Origin of the sequence: Haladaptatus sp. AB618 (assembly GCF_024136965.1) — an archaeon.
Classification (GTDB): domain Archaea; phylum Halobacteriota; class Halobacteria; order Halobacteriales; family Haladaptataceae; genus Haladaptatus.
Window position 1 is genome coordinate 53,530 of the sequence record NZ_JAMYJX010000011.1, and the last position, 22,836, is coordinate 76,365.

At 61.5% G+C, this 22,836-nt stretch carries 21 protein-coding genes; 4 read left to right on the top strand and 17 right to left on the bottom strand.

The annotated features are described in order from the left end of the window. The 11 genes from NKF26_RS21955 to NKF26_RS22005 form a co-directional block, all read right to left on the bottom strand. Positions 1-1,125, bottom strand: coding sequence for an AI-2E family transporter (locus NKF26_RS21955; protein WP_253226123.1), 1,125 nt, complete (start codon positions 1,123-1,125; stop codon positions 1-3). A 75-nt stretch (positions 1,126-1,200) separates the two neighbouring features. After that, positions 1,201-1,926, bottom strand: coding sequence for a ribosome assembly factor SBDS (locus NKF26_RS21960; protein WP_253226124.1), 726 nt, complete (start codon positions 1,924-1,926; stop codon positions 1,201-1,203). A 54-nt stretch (positions 1,927-1,980) separates the two neighbouring features. After that, positions 1,981-2,739, bottom strand: coding sequence for an archaeal proteasome endopeptidase complex subunit alpha (gene psmA, locus NKF26_RS21965; protein WP_253226125.1), 759 nt, complete (start codon positions 2,737-2,739; stop codon positions 1,981-1,983). A gap of 4 nt (positions 2,740-2,743) precedes the next feature. Beyond that, positions 2,744-3,223 carry an Rpp14/Pop5 family protein gene (locus NKF26_RS21970; protein WP_253226126.1) on the bottom strand — a complete coding sequence of 160 codons (480 nt, stop codon included), beginning with the start codon at positions 3,221-3,223 and terminating at the stop codon, positions 2,744-2,746. Positions 3,224-3,445: 222 nt separating this feature from the next. Next, entirely contained in the window at positions 3,446-4,237 is a 792-nt protein-coding gene (locus NKF26_RS21975; protein WP_253234879.1) for an ABC transporter permease, read from the bottom strand. Then, positions 4,234-5,265, bottom strand: a complete 1,032-nt coding sequence (locus tag NKF26_RS21980; protein ID WP_253226128.1) for an ABC transporter ATP-binding protein — start codon at positions 5,263-5,265, stop codon at positions 4,234-4,236. The genes NKF26_RS21975 and NKF26_RS21980 overlap by 4 nt, the downstream gene beginning before the upstream one ends. Before the next feature lie 46 nt (positions 5,266-5,311). Then, the gene (locus NKF26_RS21985; protein ID WP_253234880.1) at positions 5,312-6,628 is read right to left on the bottom strand and encodes an aspartate aminotransferase family protein; all 1,317 of its coding nucleotides are present in this window, start codon (positions 6,626-6,628) and stop codon (positions 5,312-5,314) included. A gap of 42 nt (positions 6,629-6,670) precedes the next feature. Continuing rightward, entirely contained in the window at positions 6,671-7,996 is a 1,326-nt protein-coding gene (locus tag NKF26_RS21990; RefSeq protein WP_253226130.1) for a dicarboxylate/amino acid:cation symporter, read from the bottom strand. A gap of 272 nt (positions 7,997-8,268) precedes the next feature. Continuing rightward, positions 8,269-9,978 carry a dihydroxy-acid dehydratase gene (ilvD, locus tag NKF26_RS21995; RefSeq protein ID WP_253226131.1) on the bottom strand — a complete coding sequence of 570 codons (1,710 nt, stop codon included), beginning with the start codon at positions 9,976-9,978 and terminating at the stop codon, positions 8,269-8,271. A gap of 87 nt (positions 9,979-10,065) precedes the next feature. Further along, on the bottom strand, positions 10,066-10,239 hold the full coding sequence (locus NKF26_RS22000; RefSeq protein WP_253234881.1) for a hypothetical protein: 174 nt from the start codon (positions 10,237-10,239) through the stop codon (positions 10,066-10,068). Positions 10,240-10,517: 278 nt separating this feature from the next. Continuing rightward, positions 10,518-11,402, bottom strand: coding sequence for a sulfurtransferase (locus NKF26_RS22005; protein ID WP_253226133.1), 885 nt, complete (start codon positions 11,400-11,402; stop codon positions 10,518-10,520). A gap of 110 nt (positions 11,403-11,512) precedes the next feature. Between NKF26_RS22005 and NKF26_RS22010 the strand changes: the two genes are divergently transcribed. The 3 genes from NKF26_RS22010 to NKF26_RS22020 all read left to right on the top strand — a co-directional run bounded on the left by NKF26_RS22010 (position 11,513) and on the right by NKF26_RS22020 (position 16,344). Continuing rightward, positions 11,513-11,770, top strand: coding sequence for a hypothetical protein (locus NKF26_RS22010; RefSeq protein WP_253234882.1), 258 nt, complete (start codon positions 11,513-11,515; stop codon positions 11,768-11,770). 451 nt (positions 11,771-12,221) lie between these two features. Continuing rightward, the gene (gene katG / locus NKF26_RS22015) at positions 12,222-14,372 is read left to right on the top strand and encodes a catalase/peroxidase HPI (protein ID WP_253226135.1); all 2,151 of its coding nucleotides are present in this window, start codon (positions 12,222-12,224) and stop codon (positions 14,370-14,372) included. Positions 14,373-14,532: 160 nt separating this feature from the next. Next, on the top strand, positions 14,533-16,344 hold the full coding sequence (locus NKF26_RS22020; RefSeq protein ID WP_253234883.1) for a prolyl oligopeptidase family serine peptidase: 1,812 nt from the start codon (positions 14,533-14,535) through the stop codon (positions 16,342-16,344). 9 nt (positions 16,345-16,353) lie between these two features. Here NKF26_RS22020 and NKF26_RS22025 read toward each other — a convergent pair whose 3' ends face one another. Both NKF26_RS22025 and NKF26_RS22030 read right to left on the bottom strand, forming a co-directional pair. Next, on the bottom strand, positions 16,354-17,334 hold the full coding sequence (locus NKF26_RS22025; RefSeq protein ID WP_253226137.1) for a hypothetical protein: 981 nt from the start codon (positions 17,332-17,334) through the stop codon (positions 16,354-16,356). Positions 17,335-17,557: 223 nt separating this feature from the next. Further along, entirely contained in the window at positions 17,558-17,755 is a 198-nt protein-coding gene (locus NKF26_RS22030; protein WP_253226138.1) for a 30S ribosomal protein S17e, read from the bottom strand. 98 nt (positions 17,756-17,853) lie between these two features. Between NKF26_RS22030 and NKF26_RS22035 the strand changes: the two genes are divergently transcribed. After that, positions 17,854-18,099 (top strand): BolA family protein, encoded by a 246-nt coding sequence (locus NKF26_RS22035; protein WP_066146712.1) that lies wholly within the window; start codon positions 17,854-17,856, stop codon positions 18,097-18,099. A 180-nt stretch (positions 18,100-18,279) separates the two neighbouring features. Here the strand turns inward: NKF26_RS22035 and NKF26_RS22040 are convergent, their stop codons facing one another. The 4 genes from NKF26_RS22040 to NKF26_RS22055 all read right to left on the bottom strand — a co-directional run bounded on the left by NKF26_RS22040 (position 18,280) and on the right by NKF26_RS22055 (position 22,684). Further along, positions 18,280-19,440: an ABC transporter ATP-binding protein gene (locus NKF26_RS22040; protein ID WP_253226139.1), complete on the bottom strand. Its 1,161-nt coding sequence runs from the start codon at positions 19,438-19,440 to the stop codon at positions 18,280-18,282. A 70-nt stretch (positions 19,441-19,510) separates the two neighbouring features. Further along, on the bottom strand, positions 19,511-20,335 hold the full coding sequence (locus NKF26_RS22045) for a carbohydrate ABC transporter permease (protein ID WP_223301964.1): 825 nt from the start codon (positions 20,333-20,335) through the stop codon (positions 19,511-19,513). A 56-nt stretch (positions 20,336-20,391) separates the two neighbouring features. Further along, complete coding sequence (locus tag NKF26_RS22050) at positions 20,392-21,375, bottom strand: carbohydrate ABC transporter permease (protein WP_369682178.1); 984 nt, start codon at positions 21,373-21,375, stop codon at positions 20,392-20,394. Between the two features lie 31 nt (positions 21,376-21,406). Then, entirely contained in the window at positions 21,407-22,684 is a 1,278-nt protein-coding gene (locus NKF26_RS22055; protein ID WP_253226141.1) for an ABC transporter substrate-binding protein, read from the bottom strand. Positions 22,685-22,836: the final 152 nt, after the last annotated feature.

Here is a 22,836-nt window from a genome sequence, read left to right on the forward strand (position 1 = left end):
TCATTTTCGTTCGTCTTTTTTCTCCGACCGCGCTTCGTCCGGGGGATTCGACCCGATGGAGAGCGACGAGGTTGGCGTCACGCGTCGACCGTGGACCAGGTCACCGAAAACGATGTCGGCGAACTGCACGACGAGTACCAGCACCAGCGGCCCCAGAAAGATGCCGTACCAGCCGAACAGGACTCCGCCCAGAATGTAGGCGAACATCACGAGCCCCGTGTGCGTCGTCCGCCCGGAGATGTACGGCCGGATGACCGTCTGTGGGAGAAGGTCGAGCAGTACCAGCGAGACGAGGAAGAACACGAGCGGAAACCAGAGCAGTTTGGAATCGACTTCGAACGCCTCCCATCCGAAGTACAGCGTGAGCGGGACGTACACCAGTTTCCCGACGACGATGGGAACGAACGTGGCGAGGCCGGTCAACAGGGCGAAGACGGTCGGCAGGGGAAATGCGACCCCGTCGGGGGCAACCGCGGCGAACCAGTTGTAGAGGAGCGTCGCCGCGACGCCGACGAGGAGGACGGTGAGGACGTTCCCGAAGTACACGATTGCGAGGTCGCTATCGACCGCCGAGACGTATGCCACGACGGCGCTGTCCTCGCCCATCTCGCCGCGGAACCAATCCGCCAGTCGGTTCCCGTCCCGGAGCGCGAAGAAGGCGAAGGAGATGGAGAGAAACAGCGTGAGCAGCCCACGAGAAACGATGCCGAGCGATTCGGTGGCGGTCGTGAAATCGCCCCACAGACTCCGGAAATCGGACGTGAGCAGTCGTTGTGGATGGGCGAGGAGGTCGGGGACTGACGTCGCTCCGGGAAACAGGTGGGAGTAATACGTCCCGATGGCGGCCCCTGTGTACGCGCTGAGTTCGCGCACGCCGACGGCGACGGTGTAGCCGACGAGTGCCAGCGCCGGAAGCGAGAGCAAAAAGAGGGTCCCCGCGGCCGCGAGCGTCTTCGATTCGACGTATCTCGTCACCCGGCGATAGATCGGGCGTGATCCGTAGTAGATGAACAACCCGAGGACGAGCGTGCCGACGAACGCGTAGGCCACGAAGGCGAGCGCGGCCGCCAGTACGATGGCGAGCGCCCACCACCCGATGCGCGAACGCTCTTCGGAGAACTCCATCGTCACCCACACACGACGGCCGCACGGAAGGGTCTGTCTGCCGAATTACCGTGTCAGAACGAGTCGTTCGAACGATTATCGCGTCTGGAGGTCGTCCTCGTCCTTGATGATTCGCGTCTCGGCCTCGCCGCTCGTGTTCTCGTTCACGAGGTCGTAAAACTCGTTCTGCATCCCCGCGGGGAAGGTCATCACGCCGACCCACGACCCGTCGTTCTGCCACTCCTCACGCTCCAGTTCGCCGAACTGTCGAATTCGGGCCTGTGCGCTCCCTGCGTAGTTGGCGGGTACCTGCACCGCGATGGTCACCTCGTCGAACCTGATCGGGATGACGGGGCGCAGCGCGTCGAGCGCGTCGTCGACCTGCTGGTCAGCGGGCTCCATCGGGTCCACCGAGAATCCGGCCTGCTCCAGCGCGCTCTCGATGCGGTCCGGCGGGTGCGGCGCGTTGTCCATCTGCGGGTTGACCGCGTTGCGCGCGATCTGGGTGACCAATTGCTTGTGCTTCTGTTCCTGCATCTCCTTTCGCTGTTCGGCCGTGATCTGGATCTCCCCGCGCTCGATGACTTGGGGGATGATTTCGAGCGGATCCGTCGTCTCGAAAACCGTCTCCAAATCCTCTTCGGCCGGTCGGTCCCCTCGACTCGCGTTTTCGAACACGTCCTCGGCGGCGATGATGTCCTCGATGTCCCCATCGAACTCGCCGCGTTTCATCGCCAGCGCCGCGTCCGGATCCACGAGGACTTCGAAGCGCGCACCGTGCGATTCGAGACGCGCCGTCACCGCCTCTTCGAGTGATATCATACCCGAAGGTAAACGCGCCCACCTAAAAGATGTTTCCCGCAAAAAACGTCGAAATTACTCTTCCGGCTCTTCGTCGTCCTCGGTTTCGAGGAGGTCGAGTTCGTCGAGGTAGCCCTCGACTTCGTCGTCGTCGAGCATGCGGAAGCGCTCGGTCTCGACGTCGACGGTGGCGAGGCCGACACCCGTCGGCGAGAGTGCGTCGTCGTTGACGGTGCCGAGGCCGCTCAGGGCGAGGTCGATACCGCTGTCCAGATCCATTCCTTCGCTGTAGTTCGATTCGAGGTAGTCCTGAATCTCGCCGCGGTCGGAACCGACGGCGAGCGCCTTCCATTCGTACGGCGTTCCGGACGGGTCGGTCTCGTAGAGACGCGGTTCGCCGTTCTCGATGCCGCCGATGATGAGCGCGACACCGAACGGTCGTGCGCCGCCGACCTGCGTGTACTGCTGGATGTGGTCGGTGACTTCCTTCGTCAGCGTCTCGACGCCGATTGGCTCGCCGTAGCGCAGGCGGTTGACCTGCGACTGACGGCGGGCGAAGTCGATGAGTTGTCGGGCGTCGGCGACGTGGCCCGCGCTGGCGATGCCGATGTGGTCGTCCGACTTGTGGAGCTTTTCGACGCTCGTCTGCTCCATGAGCGGCGACCGGGTGTGTTTGTCTACCGCGAGGACGACGCCACCTTCGGTCCGGACACCGATGCTGGCGCTTCCTCGTTTAACGGCCTCTCGTGCATATTCGACTTGATAGAGACGGCCGTCCGGGGAGAAGATCGTAATCCCTCGGTCGTACGCCTGCTGTTGGGCTTGTCCCTGCATAGTATCACTCGAAATCGAGTTCGGTCGCGCCTACGAACGAGTCATCGACCTGAATGTCGAAGACGCCGTCCCGAACGACGGCGGGTCGTTGCTCGTCCGCAAACACGACGCTTCTCTCGCCCGAAAGTTCCCTGCGGCGACCTAAATACTTTTCTTCACAACCTCGGACCGTCCCGCTTATACCACGGACGAACACGCCGACGGAATCGCCCTGTATCTCCTCGATACAGGCCAACACCGCCCGCGCCTCGTCGGTGTGTCCGCGCCGAGCACGCACCAGCGCCTCACCCTCGCCGTCCTCGAACTCGAAGCCGTAGACGGTCAGGTCGGCGTCGGCGCTCCCGGCGTCCCCGAGGAAGTTCTGCGCGGCGAACCAGATGCTCCGCTGGAACGAACGACGGTCGATGTCCGCGTCGGGCCACCCTTCGAGGCCGACCGCGAGATAACGCCAGTGCGGCCTGATGTGCTTCGGGAGATGTTTCATTCGGGCTTCTGCTGTGGGTTGGGGATGGACGAATTTGAATGATTTGAATGGGGACGTTCTCCCGTCGAAAGTCGGTTCGTATCGCTCAGTTCTTTCAGTCTGATGGCGCAACAAGCGGCTCGGCTACTGTAGTCTCGGAAAATGGAACTTCCCTCGAAAAGTCGCTCACACGGACTGGAATTTACGATCACAATAAAAATCAACCTCGCTCGAAATTCGCAGCTATTCCGTCAGGCCGTAGCCGCGGCGGAACAGGAACACGTCGATCGCCACCACGATGATCGTGAGCCCCGTCAGCACGCCCAGCGAGAGGTTGGGGTCGAGTTCGGACGCGCCGAGGAAGCCGTAGCGGACGCCGTCCACCATGTACACCATCGGGTTGAGCATGGTGAGGGTCCGGAGGAGTTCCGAATTGAGGCTGTCCAGCGTGTAGAACACGCCACCGAAGAAGACGAGCGGGCGGACGATGAACTGGTTCATCATCGTCAGGTTGTCCCAGTCGTCGGCCCAGAGGCCGCCGACCACGCCGAAGCTCGAAAACAGCAGCGTGATGACGACCGCGAAGGCGAGCAGATAGAGCGGTCTGGCGACTCCGACGGACGTGAAGAACGCGCCGAGGACGGCGATGAGCGCGCCGACGAGCAACCCGCGCGTCGCCCCGGAGACGATGTAGGAGGCGACCATCCGCGAGTAGGACATCGGCGAGGTGAGCGTTTCCTCGATGTAGCGGTTCCATCTCCCGTGGAAGATGGAGAAACAGGAGTTCTCGAAGGCGTTCGAGATGGCTCCCAGCACGACCAGTCCGGGCAGGATGAAGACGATATACGGGACCGCGTGGCCGTCGAACTGCATCTTCCCGACGCGACTGCCGAGGATGACCCCGAACACGGAGAAGTACAACACGTTCGTGACGAACGGCGGGACGAACGTGTTCCGCGGCCGCCGCAGGAACCGCAGGATTTCGCGGCGCGTCAGCGTGATGAACCCGGTCAATCCCTCGTTCGCGTTGCTCACGCGTCGTCACCTCCGACGATGGCGGCGAGTTCGGAATCGTCGCGGTCGAAGTCGTCCGTCTTCCCGTCTCCATCGCCCGCCCCCTCGTTTCCATCGCTCGTGCTCTCGTTCGCCCGCGTCATCTCCACGAACACCTCTTCGAGCGAGGTGCGCGAGATGTCGAAATGGATGATCTCGAACCCTTTCCGGTCGAGTTCGCGCACGAGTTCCGGCGCGAGCAGCCCGGCCTCCGGAGCGGTAATGACGAGTTCGTCGCCCGACAGCTCCACCTCCTCGATTTTGTCCCGACCGGCGGAGAGCTGCGGCGCGGATTCGGGCGGGTTGCGGAGCGAGATGGTGATCTTGTCCGGGCCGCGACCCATTAGCTCCTCCGGGCTCGCCACCTCGACGATACGGCCCGAATCGAGGATGGCGACCTCGTCACAGAGGCGTTCGGCCTCCTCGATGTAGTGGGTCGTGAGCAGAATCGTGGTCCCCGACTCGTTGAGTTCGGTGATGAGGTCCCACAGGTCGTGGCGCAACTGCACGTCCACCCCGGCCGTCGGTTCGTCGAGAATGAGCAGATCGGGTTTCGTGATGAGCGCCCGCGCGAGGACGAACCGGCGTTTCATCCCGCCCGAGAGCCAGTCGAAGCGCGTGTCGCGCTTGTCGTAAATTCCCACGCGCCGAAGTACCTCGTCGGCGCGCTCGCCCGCCTCCGACCGCGGGATGCCGTGGTAGCCCGCCTTGTGCTCCAGCACCTCTCGAATCGGGAAGAAGCGGTCCACGTTGAACTCCTGTGGCGCGAGCCCGATTCGGTCGCGCGCCTCGCGGTAGTCGTCCTCCACGTCCGCGCCGAACACCTCCGCCGTGCCGCCCGAGTTCTTCACCAGTCCGACGAGGATGTTGATGAACGTCGTCTTTCCCGCCCCGTTCGGCCCGAGCAGGCCGAAAAACGAGCCCTTCGGAACGTCGAGGTCGATTCCCTTGAGCGCTCGTACCTCCCCGTATTCTTTCTCCAAATCACGTATGCGTATCGCAGAATCCATCGGACGACCCGTAACAGTCGGGCACGGTTAAGGGTGCTGAACCCGGTCAAAGGTTCCCAAACACGTCGTCCGCGGCGTCGAGATATGCGGCGAGGTTCTCCTCGTCGTGGGCGAACGAGAGGTGATGGCGCTTGTACGGGTTCGGCGTGAAGAAGTGGCCCCGATTCCGCATGCCCGCGGCGAACTCGTGGAACCGCTCCTCGTGCAGTCCGAGGATGTCCTCGTAGTTCTCGGGTTCGCCCGTCACGCCGAACTGGACGCTGAAGATGCTCCGGTGACCGATGACCCTGCCGTCGATTCCGTGATCCGCCAACAGATCACGGAGTCCGGCCCTGTACTCGTCGCCGAGGTCCGAGACGTGGCCCTGGACGTCCTCCGCCACGATGGTGTCGATGGTCTCGCGCGCCGCGGCGAGTCCGGGGAGGTTGCCCGAGTACGTCCCGCTGATGACGACGCCGGATTTGTTGTCGCCGCCCGCCTGTGAGAGCAGATCCTCGCGGCCGCCGACCGCCGCGACCGGATAACCGTTCCCGAGCGCTTTGGCCACGCACGTCAGGTCGGGCGTGACGCCGAACTCGCCCTGTGCACCGTGGGGCGAGTGACGGAACCCGGTGATGACCTCGTCGAAGATGAGCGGCACGTCCGCGTCCGCGGTGACGTCTCGGACCGTTTCGAGGAACTCCTGCCGGGGGAGGAGACACCCGACCGAGTGCGGCACGGGTTCGAGGATGACGGCCGCGAGGTCGTCGCCGTGTTCGCGGAATATCTCCTCGACGGCCTCGCCGTCGTTGAATGGGGCGACGAGCGTGTTCTCCACGGCGGCCGGGAGCATCCCCTCGGATTCGGGATGCCCCTCGCCGAGTCCGTCCTCCGGCGGGTAGACGCTCACGTCCACGTAGTCGTGCCACCCGTGATAGCAGCCCTCGAATTTCAGGATCTTGTCGTTCCCCGTGTACGCCCTGGCGAGACGAATCGCGTGGTAGGTCGCCTCGCTTCCGCTGTTACAGAAGTTCACCTGCTCGATGCTCGGCAGGAGGTCGACCAGTCGCTCGGCCACTTCGACTTCGAGCGGGGCCGTTCCGGTTCCGTAGAGCACGCCGTCGTCGATGGCGTTCCGCGCCGCCTCGTCCACCGCTTCGTAGCCGTGTCCGAGAATGATGGGACCGAATCCGAGGTGATAATCGGTGTACTCGTCGCCGTCGACCGTGGTGAGCGTCGCGCCCTTCGAACGTTCGAAGGCCACTTCCCCGGTGTCGTACGCTTGCGCCCGAAGTCCGGTCTGTGCGCCGCCCGGAATCACATCGCGGGCACGCTCGACGATTCGTTCGCTTTCAGTCGTCTCGTTCGTCGTTTCGGAGTTCATAAAATGTGGATCGTGTCTGTCGTGTCGCTCGCGTTAGTAGTGTCAGTCGTCGGTTTTCGCCGCCGTTGGGACGTCTCCCATTCCGGCGTCACCGTCGGTCCAGACACCGGTGCTGAAGTCGATAGCGTCGTTCCACTTGGCGACGAGCGTCGTCACCGCGAGGTCGCCGGTGACGTTGTTCATCGTCCGCAGACGGTCGAGGAGCGGATCGACCCCCGCGACCATCGCGATGGGTGCCAGCGGCAGACCGACCTGTTGGAACACGACGGTCATCATGATGAGGCTCGCACCCGGAACGCCAGCGGTACCGATGCTGGCGAGCAGCGCCGTGAGGAGGACGCTCAGTTGTTCCGTGAAGGTCAGCGATTTGCCGACCACGTTGGCCGCGAAGATGGCGGCGATGCCGAGATACATGGCCGTTCCGTCCATGTTGATGGTCGCGCCGAGCGGCAGCGAGAAGCTGTACACGTCGTCCTCGATGCCGAGGTTCTCGTCCGCGTTCGACATCGTAACCGGGAGCGTCCCGCTCGAAGAACGAATGCTGAGCGCCGTCATCATGGCGTCCCGACTCCCCTCCACGAAGTCGAACGGGGACTTCCGAACGAGTCCCATGAGGATGATGAGGAAGTACACCACCGACATCTGGATGGCGATGGCGATGGCGAGCGCGGCACAGAGCTTGAACAGCGAGGCGATGGCGTCGATACCGATCTCGCCGAAGAGGGCGGCCATCAGCGCGAACACGCCGATGACACCGTACTCCATCACGCCCCAGACGACCTTGAACATCACCTCGGTACACACCTCGACGGAGTCGAAGATGTCCTCGACGCCGCTTTCCAAGGTCGAACCCGGTTCGGCCTCGTCACGAACGACGGTCAATCCGACGCCGAAGACGAGGGCGAAGAAGATGATGCCGAGCATCTTCCCCTCGGCCATCGCGTTGATCGGGTTTTCCGGGACGATGTTGAGGAGAACGTCCATGAGCGGCGGTGCCTGTCCGGGATCGACGTGTGCGTTTTGCGGGAGATGGATTCCGACGCCGGGGTTGATGAGGTTGGCCACGCCGAGGCCGACGGCGATGGCGATCATCGTCGTCAGGAGATACAGTGCGACCACCTCGCCCCCGATCTTCCCGAGGTTTTTCGGCGAGAGGTGCCGCGCCGCCATCACGAGGGTGAAGACGACGATGGGGACGATGACCATCTTCAACAGTCGGACGAAGAGGTCGCCGAGCGGTTGAAGGTTCGTCGCCGGTTCCCCGAACACGAGACCGACGATGGACCCGAGGACGAACGCTGCAGCAATACGATAGATGAGGGGGACAGATCGATAGCGGCCCCATGCCTGTTGGACATTGTTTGCCATACGTATTCAATAGTGCTCAAAAACAATGCAAAAATACTTCGATTTGGGGCAAATTATGGAATTGAATTCTAATAATAACGATTATATTGAGATCATGTATTTTTCATGGAGATGAGAATAGACGGTTATCGATGTCCGCTATTGTCCATCATTGCCCTACTCATCCCCTCGTTTCTCTCGCTTTCTTCCGCGAGTGTACCGTGTTCATTCTCTGGGAAAGTCAGCACTGGATGATCTTTTGTGGCTACAAAATTTTGTGAAATATATCTGCCTTACTCCCGTTTCACGCCGGGGTTCGTCACGGCACCGTTCGCCGCCGAACCGAATGCGGAGCCGTATTTCGCCAGCACCCCGGTGGTGTACTGCGGTTCTTTGGGTTCCCAATCGTCCAATCGCGCGTCGAATTCGTCGTCCGAAAGGTTCACGGAGAGTTCGCGGTTGGGGATGTCGACGGTGATTTCGTCGCCGTCCTCCACGATTGCGATTGGACCGCCAGCGCGCGCCTCCGGAGCGACGTGACCGACCATCGGGCCGCGGGTCGCACCCGAAAAGCGGCCGTCCGTCAGGAGCGCCACGTCGTCCTCGTGCCCCTGTCCGACGACGGCCGCCGTCACGCCGAGCATTTCGCGCATGCCGGGACCGCCGCGCGGCCCTTCGTTCCTGATGACGATCACGTCGCCGGATTCGATGCCACCTTCCTGCACGTACTCCATCGCGTCCTCCTCGTTCTCGAAGACGCGGGCCGGGCCGGTGTGGTGGAACTTGTCCTCCCCCGTCACCTTCAGCACAGACCCGTCAGGCGAGAGATTCCCTTTGAGGATTTTGATGGCTCCCTCCTCGTGGAACGGGTCGTCCACCGGACGGAGGAAGTCGACGTCCGCCTCCCCGGAGACTCCCAGATGGTCGAGTTCCTCCTCGATGGTGCGGCCCGTCACGGTCATCGTGTCCCCGTGAATCAGGTCGGCGTCGAGCAGACGGCGAAGGATGACGGGGATGCCGCCGATGTCGTGGAGGTCCTTCATCACCCGCGTGCCGCCGGGTTGGAGGTTGGCAATTTTGGGCGTCCGGCGCGAAATCTCGTCGAAGTCGTCGATGTCGAGTTCGATACCGGCCTCCGCCGCGAGTGCGAGCAGGTGGAGGACGGCGTTGGTCGACCCACCCATCGCCACCTGCACCGCGATGGCGTTCTCGAAGGACTCCCGGGTGAGGATGTCGGAGGGCTTGCGGTCGTTCTTCACCGCGTCCAGCGCGATTTCCCCGGCCTGTTCGGCGACCGTGTACCGCTCCGGTGATTCGGCCGGTGGGCTGGCGGAACCGAGCGGGGCGAAGCCGAGGACCTCGCTCATGGTCGCCATCGTGTTCGCGGTGAACATCCCGCCGCAAGACCCCGCGCCGGGGCAGGCGTCGTGTTCGAGTTCGATCAGTTCTTCTTCGCTCATATCGCCGTGGGAGACCGCGCCGACGCCCTCGAAGACGTTCTGGACGGTGACTTCCCGCCCCTCGTGTTCGCCGGGCATGATGGAACCGCCGTACAGAAACACGCTCGGAAGGTCGGTGCGGATGGCCGCCAGCATCATGCCGGGGAGGTTCTTGTCACAACCCGCGACCGTGACGAGGGCGTCCATCCGCTCGCCGAAGGCGACGAGTTCCACGCTGTCGGCGATGACCTCGCGCGAGATGAGGCTTGCCTTCATCCCCTCGGTCCCCATCGAAATCGCGTCCGAGACGGTGATGGTTCCGAACTCGATCGGCATGCCGCCCGCCGCGTTCACGCCGTCGATGGCCGACCCCGCGACGTCGTTCAGGTGGACGTTACAGGGCGTCACGTCGGCCGCCGGGTTCGCAACGCCAACCATTGGCGAGGAGAGGTCCTCGTCGTCGAACCCCATCGCACGAAACATCGCCCGGTGCGGGGCGCGTTCCGGCCCTTCGGTGACTTCTCGGCTTCGTAACGACTCGTCTTTCTCCATGCTGTTTTCCATGGCTGTGAGTATGGGTAACGAGGTGTGTTAAAGCCTCCCGAATCGACAGACCTTGCTGTCGAATCCGCGAGGGGGATTCGACGGGGTTCACGCCCGACGCTGAGTGCGGGAGACCGACGATCCGGTCGGTTTGAGCACGCGCCACGCGATTGGTGGACGGAACAGCGACGTCGGCAGTTGCTCCATCATCATCACGCGAAGGAACCGATGACTGTCGATACTGATGACGGATCGTTTACCGCACTTCCGATAGGACCTCATCCACCACCTCCCGCGCCCGTTCGACGTGTTCGTCCGCTTCCTCGCACCCGGTTTCATCGACGTGTGAGAGCAGTAAAGCGGCTTGTGAGACGCGCTTTTCCACGACCGGTTCGGGTGCACCTCTGGCGTCTCCGACGACCGCTTGTGCTTCGCCGAGGTACTGACTCGGGCGCGTGGCGACCGGCAGAGATGCCGTCGCTTCCAGATGATGGTACAGGTCCGCGACGAGGTCGTGAAGGTCGGTGATGGTCTGCCTTCGTCACCGCCGCAAAAAGAAGCTATTCCTCGCCGGTCTCGATGGGCGCGCGAACCAAGTTCCCCCACTCGGTCCACGACCCGTCGTAGTTGCGTACGTCGTCGAAGCCGAGCAAGTCGTGGAGCGCGAACCACTCGATGGCGGATCGTTCCCCGACTCGGCAGTACGCGATGACCGACTCCTCGCCGTCCACGTCGTGGTCGGCGTACAACTCGCGCAGTTCGTCGGCGGGCTTGAACCGACCATCGTCCTCGAACACTTCGGCGACCGGGATGTTACTCGCACCGGGGACGTGGCCGCCCCGTTGTGCGGTTTCCTTTTGCCCTTCCGGTGCGAGAATTTCACCGGTGAACTCTTCGGGGGAACGGACGTCCACCAGCGGAAGACCGGATTCCATCGCCTTCTCCACGTCGTCCCGGTAGGCCCGAATGCTCTCGAACGGTCCTTTGGCGGTGTAGTTTACCGATGGATGGTTCGGCGAATCCGTGGTCATCGGATAGTCGTTTTCGACCCAGTAGTCCTTCCCGCCGTTCAGCACGCGGGCGTCCTCGTGACCGTAATATTTGAACTCCCAGTAGGCGTACGTGGCGAACCAGTTCGGAATCCAACCGTCGCCGTAGAACACGACGGTCGAGTCCTCGCTGATTCCGTACTCGCCGACCACCTCCTCGAAGTCCTCCTTTTTGAGGATATCCCGCTCGGTTTCGTCCGAGAGGTCCTCGTCCCAATGCATGCCGATTGCCCCGGGGATGTGCCCGTCGTCGTACCGCGACGGGAAGTCGGTATCGGGAATCTCAGGGCTGTTCACCTCCACGAGTCGGTACTCGGGATCGTCGCTTTCGAACGCCTCGATGTTGTCCTCCACCCAATCCGCCGAGACGAGAACGTCGGTTGCGTACTCTGACATCGAACTCTGGACGACGCCCGTCGGCAAAACTGTCCCGGCCAAGGTCGCACCGAAGGGATTGCAGGCCAACAGCCAGCAGTACTACTTTCGTCGACGGCGTTGGGGGAGGTATGTCACTGGAGTCGATACGCGAGACGGTCTCGACGCTTCGCGAATCGCGCGAGGCGATTCACGACGGTCGAATCGCCATCGAGGAGGCCAGAGTCGACCTTCACGCCCGCTACGACCGAGCCAAACGCCGCATCGAGCGAGTCGACCGCGCTATCGACGTGCTCCGGCGAGACGGACCGGACGCCGACCTCCGGGAACTGCTCGACACGCTCGACGGTGGTGTCAGGATGACCGAAATTCCGATCGGTTCCCGATGATCCGGAACGGGATCTCCTGACTACCGGTGCGAACGTGCACTCCGTCCACGTTCGTTGGCCGGTACGCTCATACTCCGTCTATACGTTCAATGATGTATTACGTGGTGTCTACCACGATCCCGGACTGGAAAGCGTAGAACGAGGGGGAGGAAGCGGATTCCCTCGGACACAGGGGATATATGAATAGAAAATTATATGTCATATAGGGGCCTGGAATTTGCAATAGAGAAAAATTATTTTCATAGGAGTGAATTTGAGACGGTAGTAGTGGAAGTGAAGAAAGAGAATAGACAACATAAGCGGCAAATTTATAAACAATACCTCTCATATCCCACGTACAGGAGAGCCAGTTAATGTCCGAGGATACAGCCAAATACGGCAACGGAAAACCTGATTACGAGACGAACGGCGTCGAGAAGCCGACGCTGACCACGAACGGGGGAATCCCCCGATGACGCGTCAGACCGACCGCGATTGGTGGCCGAACCAATTGAACGTGGAACTCCTCGATCAGAACGCTCGGGACGTCAGCCCGATGGACGAGGAGTTCGACTACGGCGAGGCGTTCGAGTCGCTCGACTTCGAGGAAGTGAAGTCGGATATCGAGGACGTGATGACGTCGTCTCAAGACTGGTGGCCAGCGGACTACAGCCACTATGGACCGCTGTTCATCCGGATGGCGTGGCACAGCGCAGGGACGTACCGTACCAAGGACGGCCGCGGCGGTGCGTCCGGCGGACGCCAGCGTCTCCCGCCGATCAACAGCTGGCCTGACAACGTGAACCTCGACAAAGCACGTCGGCTGCTCTGGCCGGTCAAGCAGAAGTACGGCCGCGCGCTCTCGTGGGGTGACCTGATCGTCCTGACCGGGAACGTCGCGCTGGAGTCGATGGGATTCGAGACGTTCGGCTTCGCGGGCGGACGGGAGGATTCGTTCGAGCCGGACGAGGCCGTCGACTGGGGACCGGAGAACGAGTGGGAGACGACGTCCCCCGACCGGTTCGACGAGGGAGGCGACTTGGAGAATCCGCTCGGTAACACCGTGATGGGTCTTATCTACGTGAACCCGGAAGGCCCGTACGGCGAGCCGGACACCGAGGGATCGGCGCACAACATCCGAGAGACGTTCGACCACATGGCGATGAACGACGAGGAGACCGTCGCACTCATCGCCGGCGGGCACACGTTCGGGAAGGTCCACGGCGCGGCCGATCCCGAGGAATACATCGGCCCCGAGCCCGAAGCGGCCCCCATCGACGAACAGGGCCTCGGATGGGAGAACGGCTACGGCGAAGGCGTAGGGACCGACGCGATTACCAGCGGCATCGAAGGGCCGTGGACCAGCGCACCGGTCCAGTGGGACATGGGCTACATCAACAACCTGCTCGACTACGAGTGGGAAGCCCACAAGGGTCCCGGCGGCGCGTGGCAGTGGCGACCGGTCGATGACGAGGCGAAGGAAACCGTCCCGGACGCTCACAACTCCGACGATTCGGTCGACCCGATGATGCTCACGACCGACATCGCGCTCAAAAAGGACCCGGACTACCGCGAGGTCTTGGAGCGCTTCCAAGACGACCCATCCCTGTTCCAGGAATCCTTCGCGAAGGCGTGGTACAAGCTCATCCACCGCGACATGGGCCCGCCGACCCGTTTCCTCGGTCCCGAGGTCCCGGACGAGACGATGCTCTGGCAGGACCCCATCCCCGACGCCGACTACGACCTGATCGGCGAGGACGATATCACCGCTCTCAAACAGGAAACCCTCGACTCGAACCTATCCGTCTCCGAACTAGTCAAAACTGCTTGGGCGTCCGCATCGACGTTCCGCCACAGCGACAAGCGCGGCGGCGCGAACGGAGCGCGTATCCGCCTCGAACCGCAGAAGAGCTGGGAGGTCAATGAACCGGAACAGTTGGAGAACGTGCTGGACACCCTCGAAGGCATCCAAGAGGAGTTCAACGGCTCGCAGCCCGACGGAACGAAGGTGTCGCTCGCCGACCTGATCGTTCTCGGCGGCACGGCGGCCGTCGAACAGGCGGCGGCCGACGCCGGATACGACGTGGATATCCCGTTCGAACCGGGACGGACGGACGCTACGCAGGAGCAGACCGACGTCGAATCCTTCGAAGTCCTCGAACCGGACGCCGACGGGTTCCGCAACTACCTCGGCAGCGAGAACGAGCGCAAACTCGAAGAAATCCTGATCGACGAGGCCGAACTGCTGAGCCTGACCGCTCCCGAGATGACGGTTCTTGTCGGCGGCATGCGAACGCTCGGCGCGAACTACGAAGACAGCGACCTCGGCGTCTTCACCGACGAGCAGGAAACACTGACCAACGACTTCTTCGTGAACCTGCTCGGCATGGACCACGAGTGGGAACCGGTCTCGGACGACGAACAGGTCTTCGAGCTCCGCAACCGCGAGACGGGTGACGTCGAGTGGGAGGCGACCCGCTTCGACCTCATCTTCGGATCGAACTCCCGACTCCGCGCAGTCTCGGAAGTCTACGGTGCCGACGACGGCGAGGAGAAGTTCGTGCGTGACTTCGCCGACACGTGGAGCAAAGTGATGAAGCTCGACCGCTTCGACCTCGAGTAATCGCGGCGCTATCGAGAAGTTACGCATCGACGGACGGTTTTCTTTTTCGTGGAATCGGACATTACTTCGAGTACCCACGATACTTTCCAAAATTGTAATATTAAAAACAGAAACGGAGTTCGGGAAACATTGATGCCCCGACACGACACAGTTTACTTCGATGACAGGAAATTTCTCGCTCGAAGCCCTCGCACGCCTTCCCGAGTTCAACAGTCCAGTGGCCTCACCCGACGGCGAACACGTTGCCGTCTACTACGACGGCACCGGCAGAAACGAACTCCACCTCGTCGACGTTTCGACGGGTGAAACCCGGCAGGTGAGCGACGGCGAGGTTCCCCGAAACGCCCGGCATCCGCTCGAATGGGGACCTGACAGCGACCGGATTTACTTCCACTTGGACGACGCGGGCGACGAACAGAACGACATCTGGGAGATGGACCTCGACGGCAACGCCGCACCCGTCGTCGAGGACTCCGGGCAGTGTCGACTCACCGATGTTCACGACGGAACACTGCTCTACACGAGCAGTGCTGGCGGGCAGATGAACCTCTATCGTTACGACCGCGAGACGGGAACGAGCGAACGACTCACGGAGTACGACTTCGGGGCGTACTCCGGGTTGTCCGCCCCCGATGGCGACCGAATCGTCTATATGACGAACGAATCGGACGATATGGCCAACATAGACGTGTACATCGCCGACGCGGACGGATCGAATCCCCGTACTCTCGAAATCGGCGTCGACGGCAGCGAGAGTTATGCGGTGGACTGGTCCCCCGATGGGACGAAACTCCTCGTCGCCGACAATGCACCGGACAAGACGCACTGTGGCGTCTACGACCTCGAAACGAAATCGGTCGAATGGTTCGGCGACGGCGAGTACGTCGAAGACGCCATCGCGTTCCTCCCGGACGAAAACGGCTTCCTCGCGCTTCGAAGACGACGTGCCGCCGTCGTTCCACTGGTGTACGACTTCGACGGAACCGCGACGGAACTCGACATGCCGACGGGTGTCGCCTCGTTCACCAGTTACGGGGACGCCGCTCTCGTCGGCGACAGTCGTGTGTTGGTCCAAGAAACGACGCCGACGCAGCGACCCGCGCTGCTCGTCCACGACCTCGAATCGGGAGAGACGGAGACGCTCATCGAACCCGTCTACGGCGACATCGACCCCGAGACGTTCACCGACGCCGAATACGTGACGTTCGAGTCGCACGACGGAACCGAAATCGGCGGACTGCTGTACGATTCCGGCGAGCGCCCGTCCAAGGCGGTCGTGAAGGTTCACGGCGGTCCGGCGTCACAGGACCTACGGAGCTTCAAACGGCGAACGCAGTTCTTCCTCGATCGGGGCTACACGGTACTGGAGGTCAACTATCGTGGTTCCACCGGACGCGGCCGCGAGTTCAAAAACAGCCTCATCGGCGACTGGGGCGGTGCCGAACAGGACGACGTCGCCGAAGGGGCACGATGGCTCCGTAACAAGGATTGGATCGACGAGGACGAAGTCATCGTGTACGGAGGGTCCTACGGCGGGTACAGCGCGTACTGGCAGATGGTTCGGTATCCCGAACTGTACGCGGCGGGCATCGCGTGGGTCGGCGTCACCGACCTCCACGACATGCACGAGAACACGATGCCCCACTTCCAGACCGGCCTGATGGAGAAGTACATGGGCGACCCGGATGAGAACCACGACCTCTATCGGGAACGAAGTCCGGTCGAGTACACGGAAAACCTCAGTTCCCCGTTACTCATGGTCCACGGCGTGAACGACCGCCGCGTCCCGGTCTCGCAGGCGAGACTGTTCCGGGACGCGCTGGAGGAGGATGGCTTCGTGAAAGGCGAGGACGAAGACTTCGAGTACGTCGAACTGGGTGAGGAGGGACACGGAAGCACCGACATCGAACAGAAGATCCGCTCGATGGAACTCGTGGCCGACTTCCTCGACCGGCGAGTTGCGGCGAACTAAGTATCGCCATCACCGTTCGCCCACGAGCGCCAACCCGCGTGCCGTCATCCGTTCGAATTCGGTCGGCCACTCCACGACGATTCCTTGCCACGTCGTTCCCGCGTTCTCCGTTTTGAAGAGGCCGCGGTTGTTGACGGCGAACACTTCGCCGCCGGACGTCCCCCGCGCGAACACGGTTCGTGTAACTCCCTCACCCGTCGGGAGGCCATCCAGTCGCTCCCACCGCTCGTCGTCCCGCTTGCGATAGACGGCCGAATCCGCGGAGTCGACGTTATGTGCACTGCGCGGGCCGGTCGCACTGGAGAGCAGGACGATGCTCGGGTCGTCGGGCGCGAGTGCGACGCTCCAGCAGTAACGATGGTCGAGACCTTCCTGCGGGTACTCCCACGTATCACCGCCGTTTTCGGATTCGGCGTAGCCGTCCCCGGCGGCCGACCAAACTCGTCCCGGAGCCTCCGGATGTGTCGTGAGCGAGTGGTTGTCCACGCGGGCGGTCGGTACTTTGTCCTCCCACGTCTCGCCCGCGTCGTACGTCTGAACGAGCGCTCCGGCCTCGATTCCGACGTAGAGGTGGTCTGGGTCGTACGGATCCGGTTCGATCCAGCGGACGTGGTGTGTGTGGGGACGCGGCGGGAACGACCAGTTCGGTTCGGACGGGAGGTCGGTCAATCCCTCCCGCTTCTCCCACGAATCACCGCCGTCCGTGCTTCGGTAGACGGCGCTCGGTTCCGTGCCTACCCACACGGTGTCCGGGTCCGTCGGATCGATGGCGAGCGACATCACCGACTCACGGATCGTCCCGTCGCCGACCGAGTGGAACGACTCGCCGCCGTCCTCGCTCCGGAAGAGACCGGCGTCGAACGTGCCACAGAAGACCCGCTCTCCGGTCGCGACGACGCACTCCAGGTCGTGGTCAGTCAACCGCACCGCCGACGTTTCGGTCCCGTCCGTGACGAACAGTCCGTTTCGCATCGCGGCATATAGTCGCATACTTGAACGACGGGTCCGAACCGCCTGAATCTACCCCTAAATAGTATGTGATCCTACTTGATTCTGCTTCAGGAAACCCTTTATCCACACCCTTTCGTACTCGAATTCGGACACGATGTTGCGCGGGTCGCGGCCGTCGGCGTCGTCCTCGTCGGACTCACGTCGATCTATCTCTAGGAGTCACCCGTCGAGAGCGATGCCGAAACGCCCAGTTCGTCGTAGTTCACTCGACGGTGCGCGGTGGCTTCCCCTCCCGCCTCGTGATGTACCCCGCGATCTTGTTTCGAACGCTCTTCGAGTCCACGTTCGTCAGCGCCGTCACGCTCTCCTTGTTCCGGTCGAAGTCGTCCGTGAACGCCTCGGGGTATCGTTCCAGGAGAACGGTCGCTACTTTTTTGACGTAATCGGGTTGGACTGGCATTGGAAGGTCGTCAACCTACGCCGGGAAAACCGTTGGGGAGGCGGGGCGATTCGTACCGAACCCGTCGTCTTTTGGTGGTCGGCCGAAAAGGAGACCCCATGAACGCAGACGATGTCGCGGAACTCATCGAAGCAGGACTGGAAGATGCGGACGTCACGGTCACCCATCCACGCGGTGTGCACGACGAGGATCACCTCGCTGCGACGGTTATCTCGCCGGCATTCGACGGGAAAACGCTGGTCGAACAGCACCAGATGGTGTACGACACGCTCGGGGAGCACATGACGACGGACATCCACGCGCTCGAACTGAAGACGTACACGCCCGAAGAGTACGACGAGTGAATCGGTACCCTCGACCGGTCGCGGCGTTCGAACGACGCAACTAACGGATCGGACGAGTAGCGACCGTCCTCGCCGCTGTTCGAACGCGAAACGATGAAAGCGGTTTCCCGGGGAGTCGTTCTCGATTCTCGACGCTCGAAGGGAAAGAATCGACTGAAACAACAGAAACGAAAAACGGTGTTAGCGGTTCGGGAGCGTCGCTTCTTGATCGAGGCGGCGGTTACGAAGCGCCGTACCGGTTTCGGTGTCGAACAGGTGTATCGCGTCCTCCGGGATTCGGGCCACGACTTCCTGACCCTCCTCGATGCTTCGCATGCCGCTTAGCGTGGCGACGAACGTCTGGCGTTCCTCCATCGTTTTCGATTCGTCGGCATCGGCAAATCGGAGGTAGACGTTGTTCTCGTTCCCCATCGGTTCCACGACGTCCACGACCGTTTCGAAATCGTGTTCGTCGCTGCCGTTGGAGACGAGTTCCACGTCTTCCGGTCGAACGCCGAGCGTCACGTTCGTCGAATCGCCGAGTTCGTTCGCCGTCTCGGCCGACAGCGCGTAATCGAACTGCTCGCCGACGAGTTTCGACCCGTTCCGCTCCATCTCGAAGAAATTCATCGACGGCTCGCCGATGAATCCCGCGACGAAGAGGTTCGCCGGTTGGTGGTACGCCTCGATGGGCGTGGCGACCTGTTGGAGTTTCCCGTCGTTCAGGATGGCGATCCGGTCGCCCATCGTCATCGCTTCCGTCTGGTCGTGGGTGACGTACACCGTCGTCACGCCGAGGTCCTCCTGAAGCCGCTGGAGTTCGGTCCGCATCTGCGAGCGGAGTTTGGCGTCCAGATTCGACAACGGCTCGTCCATCAGGAACACTTCCGGGTCACGGACGATGGCGCGGCCGAGTGCGACGCGCTGTTGTTGCCCGCCGGAGAGTTCGCCCGGTTTCCGGTCGAGCAACTCCGGCATGCCGAGCATTTCGGCCGTCTCCTCGACGAGCGAGTTCATCTCGGCTTTCCCCATGTCGGTGGACTCTTCGAGTCCGAACCGCATGTTCTCCCGCACAGTCATGTGCGGGTACAGCGCGTAGGACTGGAACACCATCGCGATGTCCCGTTCGCCCGGCTTCTTCTCGTTCATTCGCTCGCCACCGAGGCGCATCTCGCCGCTGGTTATCGTCTCCAGGCCCGCAACCATGCGGAGCGTGGTCGATTTCCCACAGCCGGATGGGCCGACGAGTACGAGAAACTCGCCGTCGTCGATATCCACCGTGAAATCGGAGACCGCGACGATTTCGCCGCCACCGCCCTCACGGAACACCTTCGTCACACCGTCCATTTCGAGATTCGTCATTGTGTAATCACCCTGTTGTGCGAACTGCTATCTGTTACTCGAACGTTCAGTACTCGCTTCACAAGTACGTTCATGTTGCGACCCCCTCCGCGAACTGGTCGCCGAACATGATGTACACCAGCAACGTCGGGAAGGCGGCGATGAACGCGCCAGCCATTCGGATACCGAACCCGACGTTCGTGAGGCTCGCGCCGAGCTGTGCCAGCGGAATCGTCACCGGGGATGCCGGTCCCGGACCCATTATCACCAGCGCGAACAGGAGGTCGTTCCAGACCTGCGTGAACTGGTAGATGAGCGTCACCGCGAACATCGGGCCGGACAGCGGCAGGATGATTCGACGATAGATGCCGAACGCGCTCGCACCGTCGAGTTCCGCCGCCTCCAACATTTCCGTCGGGATGTCCTTGTAGTACGTCCGGAACAGGAGCAGTGTGATGGGTATCCCGTAGGCGACGTGTGAGATTATCAGTTCGATCAGTTGACCGTACGTCCCGAACAGGTTGTGAATCGGGAAGTAGATCGCCCAGAACTGCGAGAGCGGAATCAACACCGCCTGATACGGGATGAAAATCCCGGCGATGAACAGCGTCAGAAACGCCGCTTTGTACCGCCACGTGAGGTTCGTCAACCCGTATGCCGTGATGCTTCCGATGAACGCCGATAGCACCGTCGCGGGAATCGCGAGGATGAAGCTGTTGATGAGTCCGGAGGCGAGTTGGGAGAACGCGTCGCTCCAGTGAACGAACGTGAATCCCGACGGTCCCGGCGGGAAGTACGGGAGCGAACCGAGAGCGTCGGATTTGAGCGACGTCATGAGGCCCGTCTCTATCGGGAGGAGATACAGTAACACCAGCGCGACCACTGTCGCGTAGAGGAGGATACGGGAGTATCCCATCCTCGATAGATTGCTTACATCGAATACGGACGTGTCGCTCGAATCAGTTGCCATGGTTATAGCTCACCTCGTTTGTACTGGTACGTGAGATACGGCGCGATGACGACGAGTGCGAGCAGGAACAGCATGATGCCGATAGCCGCCGCGTACGCCGTGTTGTTCGGCGAACCGAACGCTTGTCGCACCATCATCGTCGCCAGAATGTCCGACCCCTTCGGCGGGTAGTACGACCCGGTCAGCGAGTAGAGGAAGTCGAACGCCTTCAGCCCGAACACCATCAGAACGACCGAGGCGCTGATCGTTGCGCCTTTCAGTTGTGGGATCACGACCCGTCGATACAGCCGATACGTCGACGCGCCGTCGACCCGTGCGGCCTCGAAGTGGTCGTTCGGAATCGCGCGCAGTCCGGCGAGGTAGACGACCATCGCGTAGCCGCTGAACTGCCAGACGAGCGCCAAAACCACCGAACCGAGGACGATGCTCGGATCGCTGATCCAGTGCGGTGGGTTCTGGATTCCGATCCCGCGTATGATGACGTTGATCGGTCCGTCGCTGTAGTTGTACATCCAGAGCCAGAACTGTGCGGTGACGACGAACGAGAGGCTCATCGGGAGCAGATAGATGGTTCGGAACGTGTTCTCGAACCGTATCTTCTGGTCGATGAGTATCGCCAGCCCGAGCCCGACGAGCAGGCAGAAGACGGTGAACACGACGAGTAACACGAACGTGTTCTTCGTGGCTGCGAGGAACGTTGGGTCGCTGAACGCACGCGTGTACATCTCGAAGTCGAGATGCGAGTAGGTCGGCGGGACGAAACTGTTGTAGTCGGTCAACGAGACGAGGAAATTCCAGGCGATCGCTCCGTAAACGAAAAAGCCCATCACCAGAAACGGCGGTAGCCAAAACGGGAGCGACCTGAGGAAATCCGGACCCATGTCGAACCGACTGGACGTGCGCTCCGTCGCGGTTCCGCCGTCCGTCCGGAGGTCGTCGGTATTCCCGGTCAGTTTTCGGTATGTGTCTCTCAATTGTTCTATCATAATAACAACGTAAGATGTGGAAAGCTGTCGTTCAGTTCGACGAGGACGAAATCGCGTCCTTCCACTGCTGCGCGACTTTGTCCGCCGACGAAGCCTTGTACGACGAGAAGTTCTGTGAGACGGCGCTTTCGAGCTTCGCCTGAACGGTCGGGATGACCGCGAGGCCGTGTGCGACCGACGGCGGCTGTGCCTTCGATTTCTTGAAGGCCGCGTATTGGTCGGACTGGAACTCGGGGAACTTCTTCATCGACACGTCGGTTCGTGGCGGAATCGAGCCTTTCTTCGAGTTGAACCGGACCTGTGCGTCCTTGGTTCCGGCGTATCGGAGCCACTTCTTGGCGGCATCAGGTGCGGGCGTGTTCTTCGGGTACACCCACGAGTCCATGTTCATCGCGTAGTAGCCCTCGGTACCGGGGAATGCGACGTAGTCCCAGTCCTTCTTGTACTCGAAACTGTCGTCGGCGGCGTACATGCCAGCCACCCAGTCACCCTGCTGGATGAACGCCGCGTTTCCGTTCATCACTTTCTTGTTGCCTTCTTTGAAGCCGATGGTGCCCGCGTCGTCCGAGAAGTACTTGCTGTAGTCAGCGAGCGTCTTGAACGCGTTGGCGATGGGTTCCTTGCCGATGGAGCCGTCCATGAACTTCTGGTAGCCGTCCCAGCCCTGCTGGCCGAGGAACACCGCGCCCCAGAGTTGAAGCGTCGTCCACGGGCTCTTGGTCGATTGAGCCATCCCGACGGCGTCCGTGTTCTTGTCGACCTTCTTCATCGCGTCGGTCAGGTCCTTCGGACTCTTGAGGTCTCCCGGACTGACACCCGCCTGCTTGAGGACCTTCTTGTTGTAGAAGACGTTGTTCATCCGGTGAATGTTCGTCGGAACACAGATGTACGTCCCGTCCGGCTTTCCGGCGTTACGCGGCCCTTTCGCGTAGGCCTTCTTCATGTTGTTCTTGCTCCAGACGGAGTCACCGATGTCTCCGAGGATGTTACCGTCCTTCGACTGGAACTGGAGCAGGTTCTTGCCCGGCCAATCGGCCCAGCTTCCCGGCGGGTTCTGTTTCTTCAGTCGGTTGTTGATGACGGTGTTCAGGGTCGTGTTTCCGCCGCCGCTGATGCCCTTGAGTTTCGAATCGACATCGGGGTACTCCTTCTCGAACCCCTGGTACATGTTCTTGATAGCACTGAGTCCGTCCCCGGGACTCCAGCCGTGCATGAGAAGCAGCTGCTTGTTGCCGCCACCACCCATGAAGCTCGAACAGCCGGAGAGACCAGCCAGACCGGCAGTTCCGGCTAATCCGGTTGCTTTCATATAGCTACGCCGCGATAGGTTGTTGGATTTTTTACCTGTCATATCTGCGCATCATCCACGTCTACCTTTACCATTTGTCACGGGGTACTTAATCATTTTTGGATTACTTCGTCACCGAGTGAATTTTTCTGTGACAATTCTCGTGGAATCAA